This window comes from Pantoea sp. GM01, from assembly GCF_000282675.1.
GTDB classification, from domain to species: Bacteria; Pseudomonadota; Gammaproteobacteria; order Enterobacterales; family Enterobacteriaceae; genus Pantoea; species Pantoea nemavictus.
The window spans coordinates 52,316-69,454 of record NZ_AKIU01000025.1; the positions used below are offsets into that span (position 1 = coordinate 52,316).

Annotated in this window: 17 protein-coding genes and 1 tRNA gene; 9 read left to right on the forward strand and 9 right to left on the reverse strand. The window is 54.0% G+C overall.

The window, feature by feature from the left end:
- Nucleotides 1-5: 5 nt before the first annotated feature.
- Entirely contained in the window at nt 6-1,409 is a 1,404-nt protein-coding gene (locus PMI17_RS04445) for an MFS transporter (RefSeq protein ID WP_007886580.1), read from the forward strand.
- A 308-nt stretch (nt 1,410-1,717) separates the two neighbouring features.
- On the opposite strand, the gene PMI17_RS04450 is transcribed toward PMI17_RS04445, so the two are convergent.
- The 5 genes from PMI17_RS04450 to aspA all read right to left on the reverse strand — a co-directional run bounded on the left by PMI17_RS04450 (nt 1,718) and on the right by aspA (nt 7,186).
- A tRNA-Phe gene (locus tag PMI17_RS04450) sits at nt 1,718-1,793 on the reverse strand.
- Nucleotides 1,794-1,901: 108 nt separating this feature from the next.
- Complete coding sequence (locus PMI17_RS04455; protein ID WP_007886581.1) at nt 1,902-2,480, reverse strand: transcriptional regulator; 579 nt, start codon at nt 2,478-2,480, stop codon at nt 1,902-1,904.
- Between the two features lie 66 nt (nt 2,481-2,546).
- Nucleotides 2,547-4,247: a protein-disulfide reductase DsbD gene (locus PMI17_RS04460; RefSeq protein WP_007886582.1), complete on the reverse strand. Its 1,701-nt coding sequence runs from the start codon at nt 4,245-4,247 to the stop codon at nt 2,547-2,549.
- An 83-nt stretch (nt 4,248-4,330) separates the two neighbouring features.
- On the reverse strand, nt 4,331-5,632 hold the full coding sequence (locus PMI17_RS04465) for an anaerobic C4-dicarboxylate transporter (RefSeq protein WP_007886583.1): 1,302 nt from the start codon (nt 5,630-5,632) through the stop codon (nt 4,331-4,333).
- A 117-nt stretch (nt 5,633-5,749) separates the two neighbouring features.
- Nucleotides 5,750-7,186 (reverse strand): aspartate ammonia-lyase, encoded by a 1,437-nt coding sequence (gene aspA / locus PMI17_RS04470; RefSeq protein WP_007886584.1) that lies wholly within the window; start codon nt 7,184-7,186, stop codon nt 5,750-5,752.
- 375 nt (nt 7,187-7,561) lie between these two features.
- Here aspA and PMI17_RS04475 point away from each other — a divergent pair, with 375 nt between their 5' ends.
- The 4 genes from PMI17_RS04475 (at nt 7,562) to PMI17_RS04490 (ending at nt 10,745) form a co-directional block, all read left to right on the forward strand.
- Nucleotides 7,562-8,014: an FxsA family protein gene (locus tag PMI17_RS04475; protein WP_036620254.1), complete on the forward strand. Its 453-nt coding sequence runs from the start codon at nt 7,562-7,564 to the stop codon at nt 8,012-8,014.
- A 193-nt stretch (nt 8,015-8,207) separates the two neighbouring features.
- The gene (locus PMI17_RS04480) at nt 8,208-8,501 is read left to right on the forward strand and encodes a co-chaperone GroES (protein WP_007886586.1); all 294 of its coding nucleotides are present in this window, start codon (nt 8,208-8,210) and stop codon (nt 8,499-8,501) included.
- A 46-nt stretch (nt 8,502-8,547) separates the two neighbouring features.
- The gene (groL, locus tag PMI17_RS04485; protein WP_007886587.1) at nt 8,548-10,200 is read left to right on the forward strand and encodes a chaperonin GroEL; all 1,653 of its coding nucleotides are present in this window, start codon (nt 8,548-8,550) and stop codon (nt 10,198-10,200) included.
- Between the two features lie 197 nt (nt 10,201-10,397).
- A complete protein-coding gene (locus PMI17_RS04490; RefSeq protein WP_007886588.1) occupies nt 10,398-10,745 on the forward strand; it encodes a DUF4156 domain-containing protein in 348 nt (115 codons plus the stop codon).
- Between the two features lie 37 nt (nt 10,746-10,782).
- Here PMI17_RS04490 and epmB read toward each other — a convergent pair whose 3' ends face one another.
- Entirely contained in the window at nt 10,783-11,811 is a 1,029-nt protein-coding gene (gene epmB / locus PMI17_RS04495) for an EF-P beta-lysylation protein EpmB (protein WP_007886589.1), read from the reverse strand.
- Nucleotides 11,812-11,853: 42 nt separating this feature from the next.
- On the opposite strand from epmB, the gene efp reads away from it, so the two are divergent.
- The 3 genes from efp (at nt 11,854) to PMI17_RS04510 (ending at nt 12,846) form a co-directional block, all read left to right on the forward strand.
- Entirely contained in the window at nt 11,854-12,420 is a 567-nt protein-coding gene (gene efp / locus PMI17_RS04500; RefSeq protein ID WP_007886590.1) for an elongation factor P, read from the forward strand.
- Nucleotides 12,421-12,474: 54 nt separating this feature from the next.
- Nucleotides 12,475-12,609 (forward strand): entericidin A/B family lipoprotein, encoded by a 135-nt coding sequence (locus PMI17_RS04505; protein WP_007886591.1) that lies wholly within the window; start codon nt 12,475-12,477, stop codon nt 12,607-12,609.
- Nucleotides 12,610-12,711: 102 nt separating this feature from the next.
- A complete protein-coding gene (locus tag PMI17_RS04510; RefSeq protein ID WP_007886592.1) occupies nt 12,712-12,846 on the forward strand; it encodes an entericidin A/B family lipoprotein in 135 nt (44 codons plus the stop codon).
- Between the two features lie 41 nt (nt 12,847-12,887).
- On the opposite strand, the gene PMI17_RS04515 is transcribed toward PMI17_RS04510, so the two are convergent.
- The gene (locus PMI17_RS04515) at nt 12,888-13,412 is read right to left on the reverse strand and encodes a lipocalin family protein (RefSeq protein WP_007886593.1); all 525 of its coding nucleotides are present in this window, start codon (nt 13,410-13,412) and stop codon (nt 12,888-12,890) included.
- 147 nt (nt 13,413-13,559) lie between these two features.
- Here PMI17_RS04515 and epmA point away from each other — a divergent pair, with 147 nt between their 5' ends.
- Nucleotides 13,560-14,537, forward strand: coding sequence for an elongation factor P--(R)-beta-lysine ligase (epmA, locus tag PMI17_RS04520; RefSeq protein ID WP_007886594.1), 978 nt, complete (start codon nt 13,560-13,562; stop codon nt 14,535-14,537).
- A 22-nt stretch (nt 14,538-14,559) separates the two neighbouring features.
- Here epmA and degS read toward each other — a convergent pair whose 3' ends face one another.
- Both degS and degQ read right to left on the reverse strand, forming a co-directional pair.
- Nucleotides 14,560-15,639 (reverse strand): outer membrane-stress sensor serine endopeptidase DegS, encoded by a 1,080-nt coding sequence (gene degS / locus PMI17_RS04525; RefSeq protein ID WP_007886595.1) that lies wholly within the window; start codon nt 15,637-15,639, stop codon nt 14,560-14,562.
- A gap of 86 nt (nt 15,640-15,725) precedes the next feature.
- Entirely contained in the window at nt 15,726-17,096 is a 1,371-nt protein-coding gene (gene degQ / locus PMI17_RS04530; protein WP_007886596.1) for a serine endoprotease DegQ, read from the reverse strand.
- Nucleotides 17,097-17,139 lie beyond the last annotated feature (43 nt).

The window sequence follows — 17,139 nt, forward strand, 5'->3', positions numbered from 1 at the left end:
CCGTAATGAATCACAGCTGCCATAGCGGCAACCCAACTTCTGGTAATGGCGTCTGGCTGGCGTTATTGGTGGCTGTCACATTTTTTATGGAGAATCTCGACGCCACGGTTATTGCAACCGCGATACCCCAAATGGCCAAAGATTTTAGCGTTAGCCCGGTTGAACTGAATATCGGCATTAGCGCCTATCTTCTCGCCGTGGCCATCTTTATCCCCATCAGTGGTTGGCTGGCTGGTCGCATTGGTGCCCGATACGTTTTCGCTGGTGCGATTCTGCTATTTACGCTTGCTTCAATAATGTGTGGTCTGAGTAACGATTTAGCAATGTTCACTTTAAGCCGGGTGCTGCAAGGTGTGGGTGGCGCGCTAATGGTACCGGTTGGTCGAATGGTGGTACTCAGGATGACGGCCAAAAAAGACATGGTGAAAACCATCGCGTTTATATCATGGCCTGGATTGATTGCTCCTGTGCTGGGACCGCCGTTGGGTGGCCTAATCGTGACTTACAGCCATTGGTCATGGATATTCTGGCTGAATATCCCTTTAGGTCTTATCGCCCTCGTCGCGACATTTTTCCTCGTGCCGCAAACCAAAGATGTTATCAAGCGTCACTTTGACGTGAAGGGCTTTATTTTCACGGCAGCGGCGTGCGTGATGCTGATCGTTGGATTGGAGTTTCTTGGTCACAGCAAAGTTGAAAGCGGCTTTATGTTGATTGCTGGCGGCATCTTATTTGGTCTACTTACTTTCCGTCACAGCCTGAACCATAGACATCCGCTATTGCCTTTTAATGTCATGACGATTACCACATTCAGAAGCGCAGTAATAGGCGGTTCATTCTTCCGTGCATCCATTAATGCCATTCCGTTTTTGTTACCCTTGTTGTTTCAGATCAGTTTTGGCTGGAGCGCGGTAGAGGCAGGCTCAATGATGCTATGGGTCTTTGCGGGGAATCTTGCCATGAAGCCTGCGACTACCTGGCTAATGAAACGGTGGGGCTTTAGACGCTTACTGTTAGGGAATGGGGTTATAAGCCTATTCGCTATTTTGAGTTGCGCGATGCTGGATCCGGGCATGGGCTATTTCACTATTGCTTTAATATTATTTATCGGGGGACTTACGCGCTCCCTCCAGTTTAGTTGCTATAACAGTCTTGGCTTCGCGGATATACCTCAGGAAAAGATGAGTGATGCATCCGTAATTTTTAGTATTTTCTTCCAGTTCGCAATGAGCGCAGGCATAGCTATCTCAGCACTGGCGCTGCGAATGTCGATGCTGTGGAATCACCATCACTCACCACTGCAAGCGGATGTTAAGTTGGCTTTTATCGGGGTATCACTCCTGGTGATATTTTCCATGATTGATGTCTATCGGCTTGAGAGAAACGCAGGTGAGCAGGTGCTTAATTAATTGAGAACGGAGAGGGAGTTGAATGGCCATTGCAAAAAAACACGTATTCATTGCTCATTCGAGCAGAAGCGAAACAGCAATCACCGAAGTTTGACAAAACCTGAGGTTTGGTTGACAGATGTTATAATGATTGCAATTATTTACGCCAACGAGAAAAGGGCATCAGCGCTAACTGATACCCTTTCTTGAAGATTTCTATGTTCAATCTTGGATGATGCACTTGCAAATGCATTCACCGTTGCTGTGAACACCATCTTCATTTAGACACCCGTTAGACCTCTAAGATCTAACCAGTGTGCTTCGATGTATGGTGCCCGGACGCGGAATCGAACCACGGACACGGGGATTTTCAATCCCCTGCTCTACCGACTGAGCTATCCGGGCAACGGGGCGCATTAAACCTTAATGGCTCTCAGTCGTCAACGGCTTTCGTCAAAAAAGCGTAGCAATCGTGATTGATTGCTTGCTTTTCAGACAAGATGGATAAAAAGGCTACGCCAGTGCGCCGTTCTGACGACACAGCGCTATGCCGAGCACATCTTCCGCTAAGCGGCGCGCCGTTTCCACATCCTGTACATTGCGTTTCACCAGCAGCTTGCTCAGGCAACCTTCCAGAATTAGCTCCATCTGATCGGCCACCATGGTGGGATTATCCAGCGCTAAATCGACCAGAATTTCGTGGGTAAACTGCCATGAGCTGCGTTTTTGCTGTTCAGCTAACTGATGCACAGGATGGTCGGGCTGAGGATAGAAGCTGCACGCGGCGATAAACAGGCAGCCGGGAAAGCGGCTTTTGCTAACGTATTCACTTAATACCTGGTAGCGTGCCAGCAGCTTTTGTTCGGCGCTGAGATGTTCATTAAGCTGCACCTGGCGGCGCCAGCTATCGATTTGCTGGCCATGATAGCGCAGCGCATCGTACAGCAGGGCATCACGATCGGGCCAGAAGCGCGTTAACTGCTCTGCTTCCAGACCGCTTTCACCCGCCAGCTGTGTTAAAGACGTGGTGGCGGCCAGGCCGCTCTGTTCGAGCACATTCAGCGCATGCTCGAGTATTTGTTCACGTTGCAAGTGACTCTCCTCTGGAATGCGGGCCCGCTCGCGGACGAACGGGCAGTGTCCTGCAGACAGTGTCGTTTAACGCGACACATTGTGCAAATGCGCGCGGAAATCGGCGGCGTTGAGGAAACCGGTGACGCGCGAATCGGGAATCTCTTTACCTTGCGCATCAAAGAACAGAATGGTCGGCAAGCCTAACACCTGCAGATGCTGCAACAGCGCGTTATCCTGCGCGTTGTTGGCAGTGACGTTGGCTTGCAGCAGCTGCACCTGGCTCAACGCGCTGCGCACGCCATCATCGCTGAAGGTATATTTCTCGAACTCCTTGCAGGCGACGCACCAGTCGGCATACAAATCGACCATGGTGATACGGCCTTGCGCCTGCTGCAGCGCGTTATCGAGCTGAGCGCCGCTGGCAATGGTCTGGAACGGCAAATGCGCCACGGTTTGCGCGTTACTGCTGCTGCCAAATGCCCAATCCTGTAAGGGCCGAGCACTCACCAGCGCGGCGGCCAGCATGATGATTTGCAGCACGCGCCATTTGCCGGTCGCCCGCAGGCTGAGGCTGAATGCCCAGGCAAAAAACGCCACGCCGAGCAGGCTCCACAGACGCAAGCCCCAAACGTCGCCCATCACCCGCTCCAGCAAGAACACCGGCAGCGCCAGAATCACAAAACCAAAGCCCTCTTTGACCGTTTGCATCCACGGCCCGCTTTTCGGCAGCAGCTTATTACCAAACATCGTCACGGCAATCAGCGGCAGGCCCATGCCGAAGGCATACAGCCACAGCGTGCCGGCGCCGGCCCACAAATTACCGCTCTGCGCGATATACAGCAGAATGGCGCTGAGCGGTGCGGTGGTGCAGGGGGAACAAATCAGCCCAGCCAGCGCGCCCATCATGAAGACGCCCGGCAGCGATCCGCCTTGCTGACGATTGCTCCACAAGGTGAGGCGGGTTTGCAATCCGGAAGGCAACTGCAGCGAGAACAAGCCAAACATCGACAGCGCCAGCACCATGAACAGCGCCGATAGGCCAATCAGCACGTAAGGATGCTGTAGCGCCGCCTGGAAGCGTAGTCCTGCTGCCGCAACGACCATGCCGAGCACGGTGTAAGTCAGCGCCATGCCCTGTACGTAGACCATTGCCAGCGCGAACAGACGGCCCATCGAATAGCGGCGCGGGCCACCCAAAATGATGCTGGAGATCAGCGGATACATCGGCAGTACGCACGGCGTGAAGGCCACGCCGATACCAATCAGCAGTGCCCACAGCGGAGAAAACGGCAGCGGCGTACTTTGATGGGTTGGCTGCGCGCGGGCAGCGGGCGCATCCTGATTGGCGGCCACCGCGCTGAGCGGCACACTGCGGGTTTCGGGCGGATAGCAGAATCCGGCGGCGGCGCAGCCCTGATACGTCACGGTGACGGTCGCGCCGGCATCGGCCTGGCGTAGGGTGACCGGCAGCTGCAGATCCTGCGGATAGATTTCACTTTTCCCGTAAAACTCATCTTCATGCGGCTGGCCCGGCGGCAAGCTCAGCGGAGCAATCTGCGCTTTTTGCGGCGTGACGTGAATTTGCTGGCGATAGAGATAGTAGCCATCTTTCACTTTCCAGCTCAGCGTCAGCTGATTTCCCTGCTGGCTGAAATCGAAGCCAAATGCCTGATCAACCGGCACAAAGCGGCTGTTGTTATTGGGAGAGAAAAGTGAGGCTTGTGCCGAAAGGCAAAAGGTCAGTGCCAGGCAAAAGCCGGCAAGGCGTAAAAGTCGAGCAGCCATAACGAATGAATTAGCTCCGGTGGCGAATAGGCCGCGATGATAGCACGGCCGCCTCGCCACGAGGTTTTCAGGATGTAACGGCGCTACAAAATCAGGCTACCAAACAGGAAACCAAACGCCACCGAGAAGGCAATCGCCAACACGCCGGGGATAATAAAGGAGTGGTTGAACACAAACTTACCGATACGGGTTGAGCCGGTATCATCCATTTCCACCGCAGCCAGCAGCGTTGGATAGGTTGGCAGCACGAACAGCGCGGAAACGGCGGCAAAAGATGCCACCGCCGCCAGCGGCGATACACCGAGCAGCAGCGCGGCGGGCATTAGCGCTTTGGTGGTAGCGGCCTGCGAATAGAGCAGCGTGGCGGCGAAGAACAGCACCAGCGCTAGCATCCATGGATAACCTTGCAGCATGTCACCGGCCAGGTTTTGAATATCGGCCAGGTGCGCTTTGACGAAGGTATCACCCAGCCAGGCTACGCCCATCACGCAGATACAGGCGCTCATGCCTGATTTAAAGGTACTGGCGCTGAGAATCTCACCGGTATCAACTTTGCAGGTCAGGCAAATCAGCGTGGCAACGGTTAGCATAAACACCACGATGGCTTCGTTGCGCGGCAGCACCGGATTGCTGATGAGGCCCACGCTGTCGCTGATGGCGGTGGCGTAAAGCACCACGGCGGCGATACCGATCAGGAACAGCAGCACCGCGCGTTTCGCGCCCGGTTTGATGTCATACACCTGCTCGCCGCGCAGTTTCACTTCGCCTTTGGCTAAACGCGCCTGGTAAACCTCATCATCCTTTAACTCCTTGCCGAGGAAACTGGTGATGATGGCAGCACAGAAGATCGCCGCCATGGTGGAGGGCAGCGCCACGCCGAGCAGCGCCAGATAACTCACCCCGTGCGGCTCGAGAATCGAGGCGAAGAACACCACCGCTGCCGAGAGCGGCGAAGCGGTGATGGCGATCTGCGAGGCGACAACTGCTATCGACAGCGGGCGCGAAGGGCGCACGCCTTGCTCTTTCGCCACTTCGGCAATCACCGGCAAGGTAGAGAATGCGGTGTGACCGGTACCGGCCAGCAGCGTCATGACGTAAGTGACCAGCGGTGCGAGGAAGGTGACGTAGCGGGGATGGCGGCGCAGCAGGCGCTCTGCTAATCCCACCAGATAATCAAGACCGCCGGCGATCTGCATCGCGGCAATCGCGGCAATCACCGCCATGATAATTTCGATCACATCGAAAGGAATGGCACCGGGCTTTAAACCGCAAAACAGCGTCAGCGCCAGCACACCTAAACCGCCCGCGAAACCAATGCCGATGCCGCCAAGACGTGCACCGAGCCAGATCGCCAGCAGGACAATAACCAACTCCACTACTACCATTCGTTCCACTCCCTGAGCCGTGGAAAAATCCCGACTCTTAAAGTTGTAGCCGCCAAAATGAAAAAAGCACGCCGCATTGTATCGGGGCGTGCTTTTGGCAACTTGATCCGGAGCGGATTACTGTTCGTTTTCGTCGGTATAGCGTTTGGCTTTGTAGGTTGGATGCATCAGGTTTTGGATGGAGAAGATATCGTCCAGCTCGGCTTCCGTCAGCAAACCGCGCTCCAGCACCACTTCACGCACGCTCTTGCCGGTTTCAGCACAAATCTTACCGACGATATCGCCGTTGTGATGGCCAATATACGGGTTGAGGTAAGTGACGATACCAATCGAGTTAAACACGTAGGCTTCACACACCGCTTTGTTGGCGGTAATGCCGTTGACGCATTTTTCCAGCAGGTTAAAGCAGGCGTTAGTCAGAATGCTGATTGACTCAAACAGCGCCTGGCCAATCACCGGCTCCATCACGTTAAGCTGTAGCTGGCCCGCTTCAGACGCCATGGTGACGGTGATGTCGTTGCCGATCACTTTGAAGCACACCTGATTCACCACTTCCGGCACCACCGGGTTCACTTTGGCCGGCATGATAGATGAACCGGCCTGCAGTTCTGGCAGGTTGATTTCATTCAGGCCAGCGCGTGGACCGGAGGAGAGCAGGCGCAAATCGTTACAGATTTTCGACAGTTTCACCGCCAGACGTTTCAGCGCGGAGTGCACCATCACGTAGGCACCGCAGTCGGAGGTGGCTTCAATCAGATCTTCTGCTGGCACCACCGGCAGATTACTCACTTCTGCCAGACGCTGTACCGCCAGCTGTTGATAGCCATCTGGTGTGTTAAGACGCGTACCGATGGCCGTGGCGCCGAGGTTCACTTCCAGCAGCAGTTCGGCGGTGCGCAGAATACTGCGGGTCTCTTCATTCAGCAGCACGTTAAACGCGTGGAACTCCTGGCCAAGCGTCATTGGCACCGCATCCTGCAACTGGGTACGGCCCATTTTCAGGATGTTTTCGAACTCGACGGCTTTGCGCTGGAAGCCTTCGCTGAGCTGGCTGATGCCGTCGAGCAGTTTCAGGATTGAGGCATAAACCGCGATGCGGAAACCGGTTGGATAAGCATCGTTGGTCGACTGACACTTATTCACGTGATCGTTGGGGTTGAGGTACTGATATTCCCCTTTCTGGTGGCCCATCAGCTCCAGGCCGATGTTCGCCAGCACTTCATTGGTGTTCATGTTGACCGAGGTGCCCGCGCCGCCCTGATAGACGTCCACCGGGAACTGATCCATGCATTTGCCGTTATTGAGCACCTCATCACAGGCCTGAATAATGGTGTTTGCGATGTTGCGGGGAATGGTTTGCAGCTCTTTGTTGGCGAGCGCGGCTGCTTTCTTCACCATCACCATACCGCGGACAAACTCAGGTATGTCACTGATTTTGTTATTACTAATATAGAAGTTTTCAATCGCACGCAGAGTATGAACACCGTAATAAGCATCTGCTGGAACTTCGCGCATGCCTAAAAGGTCTTCTTCGATACGAATGTTGTTCGCCATGATTACCTTCTTATTATTGCTGCCTTGTTACTACCGGGCGTCCGAAGGGACGGGCGGCAATTAACGTGCAGGTGAAGCGATTATATTGTCGTGGAATGTCAGCGCCGACATATTATCCATCTTCACGCTGACGGGCACGATCATATTCTGATGTTACAGAATTGTTTGTGCACAGATCACTTTACGGGCATTTGCAGGCCCAGCGGTAATAACGATATGTGATGTACTTCGCAATTTTAAGTCAGTGGGAAAAAAATGGCAGGATCGGTTGAAATTGGCGCCGCAAATGCCCATCTCTATCAATACGGTCATGCAGACCCTCCCTTTCTGCTGTCTGGCAATTTGCGAGGCAGCTCCAACTCACAGGAGAATTCGGTGCGCTGGTTACCGTTAGTGATTTTTTTTGTATTGGCCTGGATTGAAATCTCAATCTTCATCCAGGTTGCGCATGCGCTGGGCGTGCTGCTCACCATGCTGTTGGTGATCTTCACCTCATGTATTGGTGTGTCGCTGGTGAAAAATCAGGGCATGAAGAACTTCCGGTTGATGCAGGAGAAGCTGGCGCGCAATGAGAGCCCGGCGGCAGAGATGACCAAGAGCGTTTCGCTGATCATCTCCGGTTTCCTGCTGCTGTTGCCGGGTTTCTTTACCGACTTCCTCGGCCTGCTGCTGCTATTGCCGCCGGTGCAGAAGCATTTGACGCTAAAGCTGATGCCGCATCTGCGCGTGTGGCGCGGACCGGGCGCGGGCCCCGACGCGGGCTTCACCATGGACGGTGAGTATGAGCGCAAGGATCAGGACAAGATTGGGCACGATAAAGACCAATAAACATGACAAGGCGGCGCAAGCCGCCTTTTTGCTGCATTTTTCGCCATCTGTTGCAGAAACGAAAATATTTATATTTTTTACCCTTGAAAGCCCACTTATTGCCCCTATCTCTTCCAGCACGAGGCCGGAAGCCATGCAGTCCGGTTCTAACCCAAAAAATGAATGATTGGACTTCTCAAAGGAGAGCTATCAAATGAAAATTCGTCCATTGCACGATCGCGTCATCGTCAAGCGTAAAGAAGTTGAAGCTAAATCAGCGGGCGGCATCGTGCTGACCGGTTCAGCTGCCGGTAAATCTACCCGCGGTGAAGTCCTGGCTGTTGGCAAAGGCCGCATCCTGGAAAGCGGTGAAGTTAAGCCACTGGACGTAAAAGTGGGTGATCTGGTGATTTTCAGCGAAGGCTACGGTGCTAAGACCGAGAAAATCGACAACGAAGAAGTTCTGATCATCTCCGAAAGCGACATCCTTGCAGTTGTCGAAGCGTAATTTACGCGTAATTCACTGAACGAAACGAATTTAAGGGATATTTGAAATGGCAGCTAAAGACGTAAAATTCGGTAATGACGCACGCGTGAAAATGCTGCGTGGCGTAAACGTACTGGCAGATGCAGTAAAAGTTACCCTGGGCCCGAAAGGCCGTAACGTGGTTCTGGATAAATCTTTTGGTGCACCGACCATCACTAAAGATGGTGTTTCTGTTGCGCGTGAAATCGAGCTGGAAGATAAGTTCGAAAACATGGGCGCACAGATGGTGAAAGAAGTGGCCTCTAAAGCGAACGACGCAGCAGGCGACGGCACCACCACTGCAACCGTACTGGCTCAGGCAATCATCACTGAAGGCCTGAAAGCCGTTGCAGCGGGCATGAACCCGATGGATCTGAAGCGCGGTATCGATAAAGCCGTTATCGCTGCTGTTGAAGAGTTGAAAACCCTGTCTGTGCCTTGCCAGGATTCACGCGCAATTGCCCAGGTGGGTACCATCTCTGCTAACTCTGACGAAACCGTCGGCACCCTGATTGCTGATGCAATGGACAAAGTGGGCAAAGAAGGCGTTATCACCGTTGAAGAAGGCACCGGCTTGCAAGACGAGCTGGACGTGGTTGAAGGTATGCAGTTCGACCGTGGCTACCTGTCGCCGTACTTCATCAACAAGCCAGAAACTGGCGCAGTTGAGCTGGAAACCCCGTTCATCCTGCTGGCTGACAAGAAGATCTCTAACATCCGCGAAATGCTGCCTGTGCTGGAAGCCGTTGCTAAAGCCGGTAAGCCGCTGCTGATCGTTGCAGAAGACGTGGAAGGTGAAGCGCTGGCAACGCTGGTGGTTAACACCATGCGCGGTATCGTGAAAGTGGCTGCGGTTAAAGCGCCGGGCTTCGGCGACCGTCGTAAAGCGATGCTGCAGGATATTGCTATCCTGACCGGCGGTACCGTTATCTCTGAAGAGATCGGTATGGAGCTGGAGAAAGCGACGCTGGAAGATCTGGGTCAGGCAAAACGCGTTGTGATCAACAAAGACACCACCACCATCATCGATGGCGTGGGCGATCAAGGTGCTATCTCTGGCCGCGTAACGCAGATTCGTCAGCAGATCGAAGAAGCGACCTCTGATTACGACAAAGAGAAACTGCAGGAGCGCGTAGCGAAACTGGCAGGCGGCGTTGCCGTACTGAAAGTGGGCGCAGCAACTGAAGTTGAAATGAAAGAGAAGAAAGCACGCGTTGAAGATGCCCTGCACGCGACCCGTGCTGCGGTTGAAGAAGGTGTGGTTGCGGGTGGTGGTGTGGCGCTGGTTCGCGTTGCAGCGAAAATCGCCGCATCTGGCCTGAAAGGCGATAACGAAGACCAGAACGTGGGTATCAAAGTTGCGCTGCGCGCAATGGAAGCGCCACTGCGTCAGATCGTGTCTAACGCCGGCGAAGAGCCATCTGTCGTGGCCAACAACGTGAAAGCGGGTGACGGTAACTACGGTTACAACGCGCAGACCGAAGAGTACGGCAACATGATCGACTTCGGTATCCTGGATCCAACCAAAGTGACGCGTTCTGCACTGCAATACGCTTCATCTGTGGCTGGCCTGATGATCACCACCGAAGCAATGGTCACTGACCTGCCAAAAAGCGACGCACCTGATTTAGGCGGCGCTGGCGGTATGGGTGGCATGGGCGGAATGGGCGGCATGATGTAATTGCCCCTGACTGCTTAAGTCATCTGGAAAACCCTCGATCGGAAACGGTCGGGGGTTTTTCTTTTGCGGGGGAACAAGGTATAAGTAAGGGCGCAATACTTCGGCTTTACGGGTTTAGGGCAATGAATGTTCAGAAAAAAAGTGCGCTTTTCTGCTACGCTGCCGCCCGACACTGATGATAATAAATGGGGATTACAATGCGGATTAACCTCTTGCTCGGACTGGCAGTGGGAACTTTACTGCTGGCGGGCTGTAGCAGCTCCAATCAACTGAGTGCTGGCGGCGAACGTGTGACCTTCGTCGACCAACAACCAGCCAGTCAATGTCAGCTGCTGGGAACGCTTACCGGCTCACAGAGCAACTGGCTAACCGGTTCAGGCGGTGAAGGCAGTTCATTGCGTGGCGCGGCCAACGACCTGCGCAACCGCGCGGCAGAGATGGGCGGCAACGTGATTTATGGCGCCACCAGCCCGACGCAGAATCTGCTGTCTGCTTTCGCCCCGCTCGACAGCAAAATGTCTGGCCAGGTGTATAAGTGCCCGTAAGCTGTCGTCGTAAAAAAAGCCGCTGATGCGGCTTTTTTTATTCCTGGCGCAACTGTAAATCCAGCGGCGTCTTGCTTGGCTCTCCACCAATCTCACGTGCCAGTTTAGGCACCATGTAGCCTGAAACCATTGCCAGCAGCTGACGCATCAGTCCGCGCGCTTCTTCATCCGCAACATAGAAGTGCGCCGCGCCTTGCACCTTATCCAGCACGTGCAGGTAGTAGGGCAGAATGCCGGCATCAAACAGCGCATTGCTCAAGTTTGCCAGCGCCTGCGCATCGTCATTCACACCACGCAGCAGCACGCTCTGGTTGAGTAATGTTACGCCCGCGCGCTTTAGCATCTGCATGCCGTAACGCAGTTCGTCGTCAATCTCTTGCGCATGGTTAATGTGGCTTACCATCAACACCTGCAGACGTGTGTCTGCCAGAATCTGGCACAAACCTTCGGTGATACGTGCCGGAATCACCACCGGTAAGCGGCTGTGAATGCGCAGGCGTTTGAGGTGGGGGATTTTTTCCAGCGCGGCAACCAGCCAGGCCAGCTCATGATCTTTTGCCATCAGCGGGTCGCCGCCGGAGAAAATTATCTCATCCAGTTCAGGATGGGTGGCGATGTAATCAATCGCGGCTTGCCAGTTACGCTTGTTGCCCTGGTTATCCTGGTAGGGGAAATGCCGGCGGAAACAGTAGCGGCAATTGACGGCGCAACCGCCTTTTACCAGCAGCAGCGCACGATTTCTATACTTATGCAGTAAACCAGGTACCACGCTGCTTTGTTCATCGAGCGGATCGGTGCTATAACCTGGCGCATCAATAAATTCCTGACGGCTGGTGATGACTTGCAGCAGCAGCGGGTCCATTGCATCGCCTTTTTTCATGCGTGCGATGAAGGCGCGCGGTACGCGCAGGGCGAAAAGCTTGCGTGCATCAGCGCCTGCAGCCAGATCTGTATGTTGATCCAGAGCTAAAAGTTGCTGTAATTCAGCAGGTTCGGTCACAACATCAGCGAGTTGCTGCAACCAATCTTCTCTGACGGGGGGATTTAGGGTTACAATGTGTGCCATTTTTTTGGCTATTTACCAGTTCAATATTTACAGAGGGCCTTTATGGCGACTTATCTTAGCAACGATTTCCGTCCCGGTCTTAAAATCATGTTCGAAGGCGAACCTTATGCCATCGAAGCCAGTGAGTTTGTTAAGCCGGGTAAAGGCCAGGCATTTGCACGCGTAAAAATGCGTCGTCTGCTGACCGGTTCTCGCGTTGAGAAAACCTTCAAATCTACTGACTCTGCCGAAGGCGCAGACGTTCGTGATATGACGCTGCAATACTCTTACAACGACGGCGACTTCTACTACTTCATGCACCCGGAATCTTTCGAGCAGTATCAGATCGAATCTAAAGTGCTGGATGATGTGACCAAGTGGCTGCAGGACAATGCTGATTGTATCGTTACCCTGTGGAACGATAAAGCGATCGCCGTTCAGCCGCCGAACTTCATCGAAGCTGAAGTGGTCGAAACCGATCCAGGCCTGAAAGGTGACACCGCGGGTACTGGCGGTAAGCCAGCAACGCTGTCTACCGGCGCGGTCATCAAAGTGCCACTGTTTGTGCAGATTGGCGAAGTAGTAAAAGTAGATACCCGTTCTGGCGAATACGTTTCACGCGTAAAATAATCGTCAAATCAGGCGCATCGGTGATGCGCCTTTTTTTTCTAAGAGTTCAGAAAAATGAAAAAGATGGCAAAGTTTGCTGTTTTTGCGTTGCTGGTCTCCTCCGCTTTGAGCGCCTGCAACACTTTTCATGGCTTTGGTGAAGATGTCTCGCATTTAGGCGGCGCCATCTCACACGCAGCTGAGAAATAATTCGCTGCCACTTCTCTTTTTTACTCCGCCCATCCGCAGTTTTACAGATCGAGACTATGCTTTAAGAGCTGTACTTTTACTGCAACCAAAAAGGATATGGCTATGTTAAAGAAAAGTATTGTTGCGATTTTTTCCGTGCTGGTGCTCTCTTCCGTTCTGACCGCTTGCAACACCACGCGTGGTGTTGGCGAAGATGTTTCGGCGGGCGGCAAGGCAATTCAGCGCAGCGCACAGTAGATATTCCGGTGCGAAAGCTGCTTTCGCACCGGTTCTCATCTCTATTTCTGCTCAACCCAAATCAGCTCATCAACCGGGAATCCGGCACTTCTGGCCTGTTCAACCAAACGCTGTTTAATGCTTTCGTCCAATTGAGGCGTGCGCGACAGAATCCATAGGTAACTGCGATTGGGTCCACAGACCAGCGCATAGCGATAGTCTGGATCTAGCGCAATCACGTTGTAACCGCCGTAGAACGGACCAAAGAATGACACTTTAAGCGAGGCGCGCTGTTTATCGCCGGTGAAATAGGCTTTACCGACGCTCTCCTGCCAGCGTTGCTTAGGTTGATTGAAGCCGCGGTTTACCACTTTTAAGCCGCCATCTTCGCGCGGGCTATAATTGGCCGTGACCTGCTGTAAACCGCGTTCAAAGCGGTGATCAAGGCGGGCGATTTCATACCATTGACCGAGATAACGTTGGCTATCAAAGCCCTCTACCACTGTGACGCCCTTGGGCGGTGTGGTCGAGCAGGCCACAGAGAGAAAAGCGCTGAGGCTGGCGAGCAGGGTTTTCCATGGGGACATTGTGGGATTCCTTTACGATTTTAATGAGTTAAGTATAGCCGCCCGTGACCAAAATGTTGGCTGTGCCAGCCGCCTTTGCTGCGTCGTTGTTTGCCATCGTCAATGCGGGTAGACTTCCACCCCTTATCTGTATGAGGAGTCATCAACATGAGCGAAACGGCAAGCTGGCAGCCGAGCGCATCTATTGCCAATTTGTTGAAACGCGCCGCTATTATGGCGGAAATACGGCGTTTCTTTGCCGATCGCGGCGTGCTGGAGGTCGAAACTCCGGCGATGAGTCAGGCGACCATTACGGACATTCATCTGGTACCCTTCCAGACGCGTTTCGTTGGGCCGGGCGCTGCTGAAGGGCGCGATCTCTGGCTGATGACCAGTCCGGAATACCACATGAAGCGCCTACTGGCTGCGGGTAGCGGACCGATTTATCAAATGGGCCGTAGCTTCCGTAATGAAGAAGCGGGGCGTCACCACAACCCAGAGTTCACTATGCTGGAGTGGTATCGTCCGCATTACGACATGTACCGCCTGATGAACGAGGTGGACGATCTCATGCAGCAGGTGCTGGAGTGTGACAGCGCCGAATCCCTGTCGTATCAACAGGCGTTTATTCGTCATCTGGAGATCGATCCGCTGTCTGCTGATAAAGCGCAGCTGCGCGAAGTGGCGGAGAAGTTGGGCGAGGGTGAGTTAGCGAACCGTGAAGAAGACCGCGATACGCTGCTTCAGCTGCTGTTTATGCTGGGCGTTGAGCCAAAAATCGGGGTTGATAAGCCGTGCTTCGTCTATCACTTCCCGGCCACGCAGGCGGCGCTGGCTGAGATCAGTACTGAAGATCACCGCGTCGCTGAGCGCTTTGAGGTTTACTACAAAGGTATTGAGTTGGCGAACGGTTTCCGTGAGTTAACTGATAGCCGTGAACAGCGTCAGCGCTTTGAGCAGGACAATCGTCGTCGTGCCGCGCGGGGCCTGCCGCAACATCCTATCGATACCAACTTGCTGGATGCACTGGCGCACGGTATGCCGGCTTGTTCCGGCGTGGCGTTGGGGGTCGATCGTTTGATTATGCTGGCGCTGAAAGCCAGTTCATTAAGCGAAGTGATCGCCTTCCCGGTCGATCGCAGTTAACCCTATGGGCGCGTAAGCGCCCTTATGGTGTCGTGGTGGTGGGCGCGGTTACTTCCGGGAACTCCTGAATGGTTACCGGCAACGTCATTTTCTTTTCATTGCGCAATATCTGCACGTCAATCACCGAGCCTGGGCGAATTTCTGCCACCTGATCCATGGTTTCCTGCGCTGAGAGCGCGGTTTTGCCATTCACCTCAAGCAGCACGTCGTTAGCCTGAATCCCGGCGCTATCGGCGGGGCCACCTGGCGTAACATCGCTGACAATGATGCCCTGAACGCGATCGAGGTTATTCCCCTCGCCGTGCAGCGGCGGCAGTTCGCGACCGGTGATGCCAATGTATCCGCGAATCACCCGACCATCACGAATCAGCTTATCCATGATTTTGCTCGCCAACGCGGTAGGAATGGCGAAACCAATCCCTTCTGGCGTCTCGCCATCGCTGCTTTTATCAAACGTCAGCGTGTTAATGCCCATCAATTCGCCGAGCGAGTTAATCAACGCGCCGCCTGAATTGCCTTGATTGATGGAAGCATCGGTTTGCAGGAAGTTTTGTCGGCCAGATGAGCTCAGGCCAACGCGTCCGGTGGCACTGATAATGCCTTGCGTCACGGTTTGGCCGAGATTGTACGGATTGCCGATGGCCATCACCACGTCGCCGATGTGTGCGATACGTTTGGCGTTAATGGGTATCACCGGCAGGTTTGACGCACTGATTTTCAGCACCGCTAAATCGGTCATGGCATCAGAGCCCACTAACGTGGCTTCGAAGAAACGGCCATCCTGCAGCGCGACGATGATCTGATCGGCGTTGTTGATGACGTGTTTGTTGGTCAGGATATAACCTTTGCCGTTCATGATCACGCCAGAACCGAGCGTGGTGATACCGCGATTGTTGTTGCCGTGGGCGCTGCGGTTATAGACATTGACGACAGCGGGCACGGCACGTCGCACACCCTGATTGAAACTGACGGGTGCTTCATCATCGCTATTGTCATGCTCAAAGGTGATATTGCTGCCCATACGCAGCGCAGGGATCGCGACGAGCAGTAAGCCAGCCACGATCAGGCCCATCACCACAGAACGCAAAAGTTTAAGAAACATGGTGTTATTTCAAGCCAGGTGAGATCGCAGGGCAGAATAGCATGAGAAAGGCGGACAAACACCTGCTTGTCCGCCTGATGCGAGGATTATCGCAGAAGCAGGTAAATACTTTCGTCGCCGCGCACCACGTTCAGTGCCAGCACCGGCGGTTTGCCTTCCAGCACTTTGCGCATTTCGGCAATCGATGCCACGCGATTGCGGTTCACTCCGATGATCACATCGTCTTTCTGCAAACCAACTTGCTCCGCTGGCGTGCCTTTTTCGATGGCATCGACTTTCACGCCTTTATCACCGGTTTTAGTCGCGCCATCGCTCAGCGTTGCGCCTTGCAGTGCTGGAGACATCAGCTGCGCGCTGGCGGTAGTCTGCGCGCTTTGTTCCAGCGTGACGGTGACATTTACCGGTTTGCCTTCACGCAGCAGGCCGATCTTCACGTCCTGGCCCGGCGGCGTTGTACCCACTTTGACACGCAACTCGGCAAAGCTGGTAATCGGCTTATCATTGATGGAGGTAATAATATCGCCGGCTTTAATGCCCGCTTTCTCGGCGGCAGATTTCGGCAGCACTTCCGAAACAAAGGCACCGCGTTGCGCATCAACGTTAAACGCTTTGGCGATATCGGCGGTCATTTCCGTGCCTTTAATGCCCAGCTGACCGCGCTTCACTTCGCCGAACTGGATAAGTTGCTGCGCGAGATTCATCGCCATATTGGCTGGGATCGCGAAGCCAATACCGATGTTGCCGCCGCTGGAAGCCAGAATCGCGGTGTTAATACCAATCAGCTCGCCATTCAGGTTAACCAATGCACCGCCGGAGTTGCCGCGGTTAATCGCGGCATCGGTCTGGATAAAGTTCTCCAGCCCTTCCAGATTCAGGCCGCTACGACCCAGCGCAGAGATGATGCCGGAGGTGGCCGTCTGACCAAGGCCAAAGGGATTACCGATAGCCACCGCAAAATCACCCACTTTCAGCGAGTCTGAATCGGCGATTTTCACCTGGGTGAGGTTTTTTGCGCCCTCAATTTGAATCAAAGCGATATCGGTCTGTTCGTCGTGACCAATCAGCTTGGCATCGTATTCGTTGCCGTCGCTCAACTGCACATTGATTTTGTCTGCGCCGTTCACCACGTGATTGTTGGTAAGGACGTAACCTTTCGCGGCATCGATAATCACACCGGAACCCAGCCCTTCAAACGGCTGCGGTTGGGATTGTCCCGGCGCCTGACCAAAGAAGCGTTTCAGCGGCTCGGGGATATCTTGCGCCTGCTGGCCGGAATCGGTGCCCTCAACATGCACACTGACTACCGCAGGCAGAACTTTCTCCAGCATCGGTGCCAGGCTTGGCAATGCTTGTCCCTGAATCTGGGCGGGTAGCGTGGCTAGCGCGCTTGGCGCCGCGGCCAGACTCATGCCAATGCTCAAGGCTAATGCGCTCAACAGTCGTGCTTGTTTTTTCATTGCTACAACGCTCTCGCTGCGAAAAGAAAAGGGGATAAAAAAG

Bases quoted from the DNA above. Each gene is read 5' to 3' on its own strand.
- PMI17_RS04445 (WP_007886580.1), top strand. From the start codon at position 6: ATGAATCACAGCTGCCATAGCGGCAACCCAACTTCTGGTAATGGCGTC.
- PMI17_RS04460 (WP_007886582.1), bottom strand. From the start codon at position 4,247: ATGGCTGCTCGACTTTTACGCCTTGCCGGCTTTTGCCTGGCACTGACC.
- PMI17_RS04465 (WP_007886583.1), bottom strand. From the start codon at position 5,632: ATGGTAGTAGTGGAGTTGGTTATTGTCCTGCTGGCGATCTGGCTCGGT.
- aspA (WP_007886584.1), bottom strand. From the start codon at position 7,186: ATGGCGAACAACATTCGTATCGAAGAAGACCTTTTAGGCATGCGCGAA.
- PMI17_RS04480 (WP_007886586.1), top strand. From the start codon at position 8,208: ATGAAAATTCGTCCATTGCACGATCGCGTCATCGTCAAGCGTAAAGAA.
- groL (WP_007886587.1), top strand. From the start codon at position 8,548: ATGGCAGCTAAAGACGTAAAATTCGGTAATGACGCACGCGTGAAAATG.
- PMI17_RS04490 (WP_007886588.1), top strand. From the start codon at position 10,398: ATGCGGATTAACCTCTTGCTCGGACTGGCAGTGGGAACTTTACTGCTG.
- epmB (WP_007886589.1), bottom strand. From the start codon at position 11,811: ATGGCACACATTGTAACCCTAAATCCCCCCGTCAGAGAAGATTGGTTG.
- efp (WP_007886590.1), top strand. From the start codon at position 11,854: ATGGCGACTTATCTTAGCAACGATTTCCGTCCCGGTCTTAAAATCATG.
- PMI17_RS04505 (WP_007886591.1), top strand. From the start codon at position 12,475: ATGAAAAAGATGGCAAAGTTTGCTGTTTTTGCGTTGCTGGTCTCCTCC.
- PMI17_RS04510 (WP_007886592.1), top strand. From the start codon at position 12,712: ATGTTAAAGAAAAGTATTGTTGCGATTTTTTCCGTGCTGGTGCTCTCT.
- PMI17_RS04515 (WP_007886593.1), bottom strand. From the start codon at position 13,412: ATGTCCCCATGGAAAACCCTGCTCGCCAGCCTCAGCGCTTTTCTCTCT.
- epmA (WP_007886594.1), top strand. From the start codon at position 13,560: ATGAGCGAAACGGCAAGCTGGCAGCCGAGCGCATCTATTGCCAATTTG.
- degS (WP_007886595.1), bottom strand. From the start codon at position 15,639: ATGTTTCTTAAACTTTTGCGTTCTGTGGTGATGGGCCTGATCGTGGCT.
- degQ (WP_007886596.1), bottom strand. From the start codon at position 17,096: ATGAAAAAACAAGCACGACTGTTGAGCGCATTAGCCTTGAGCATTGGC.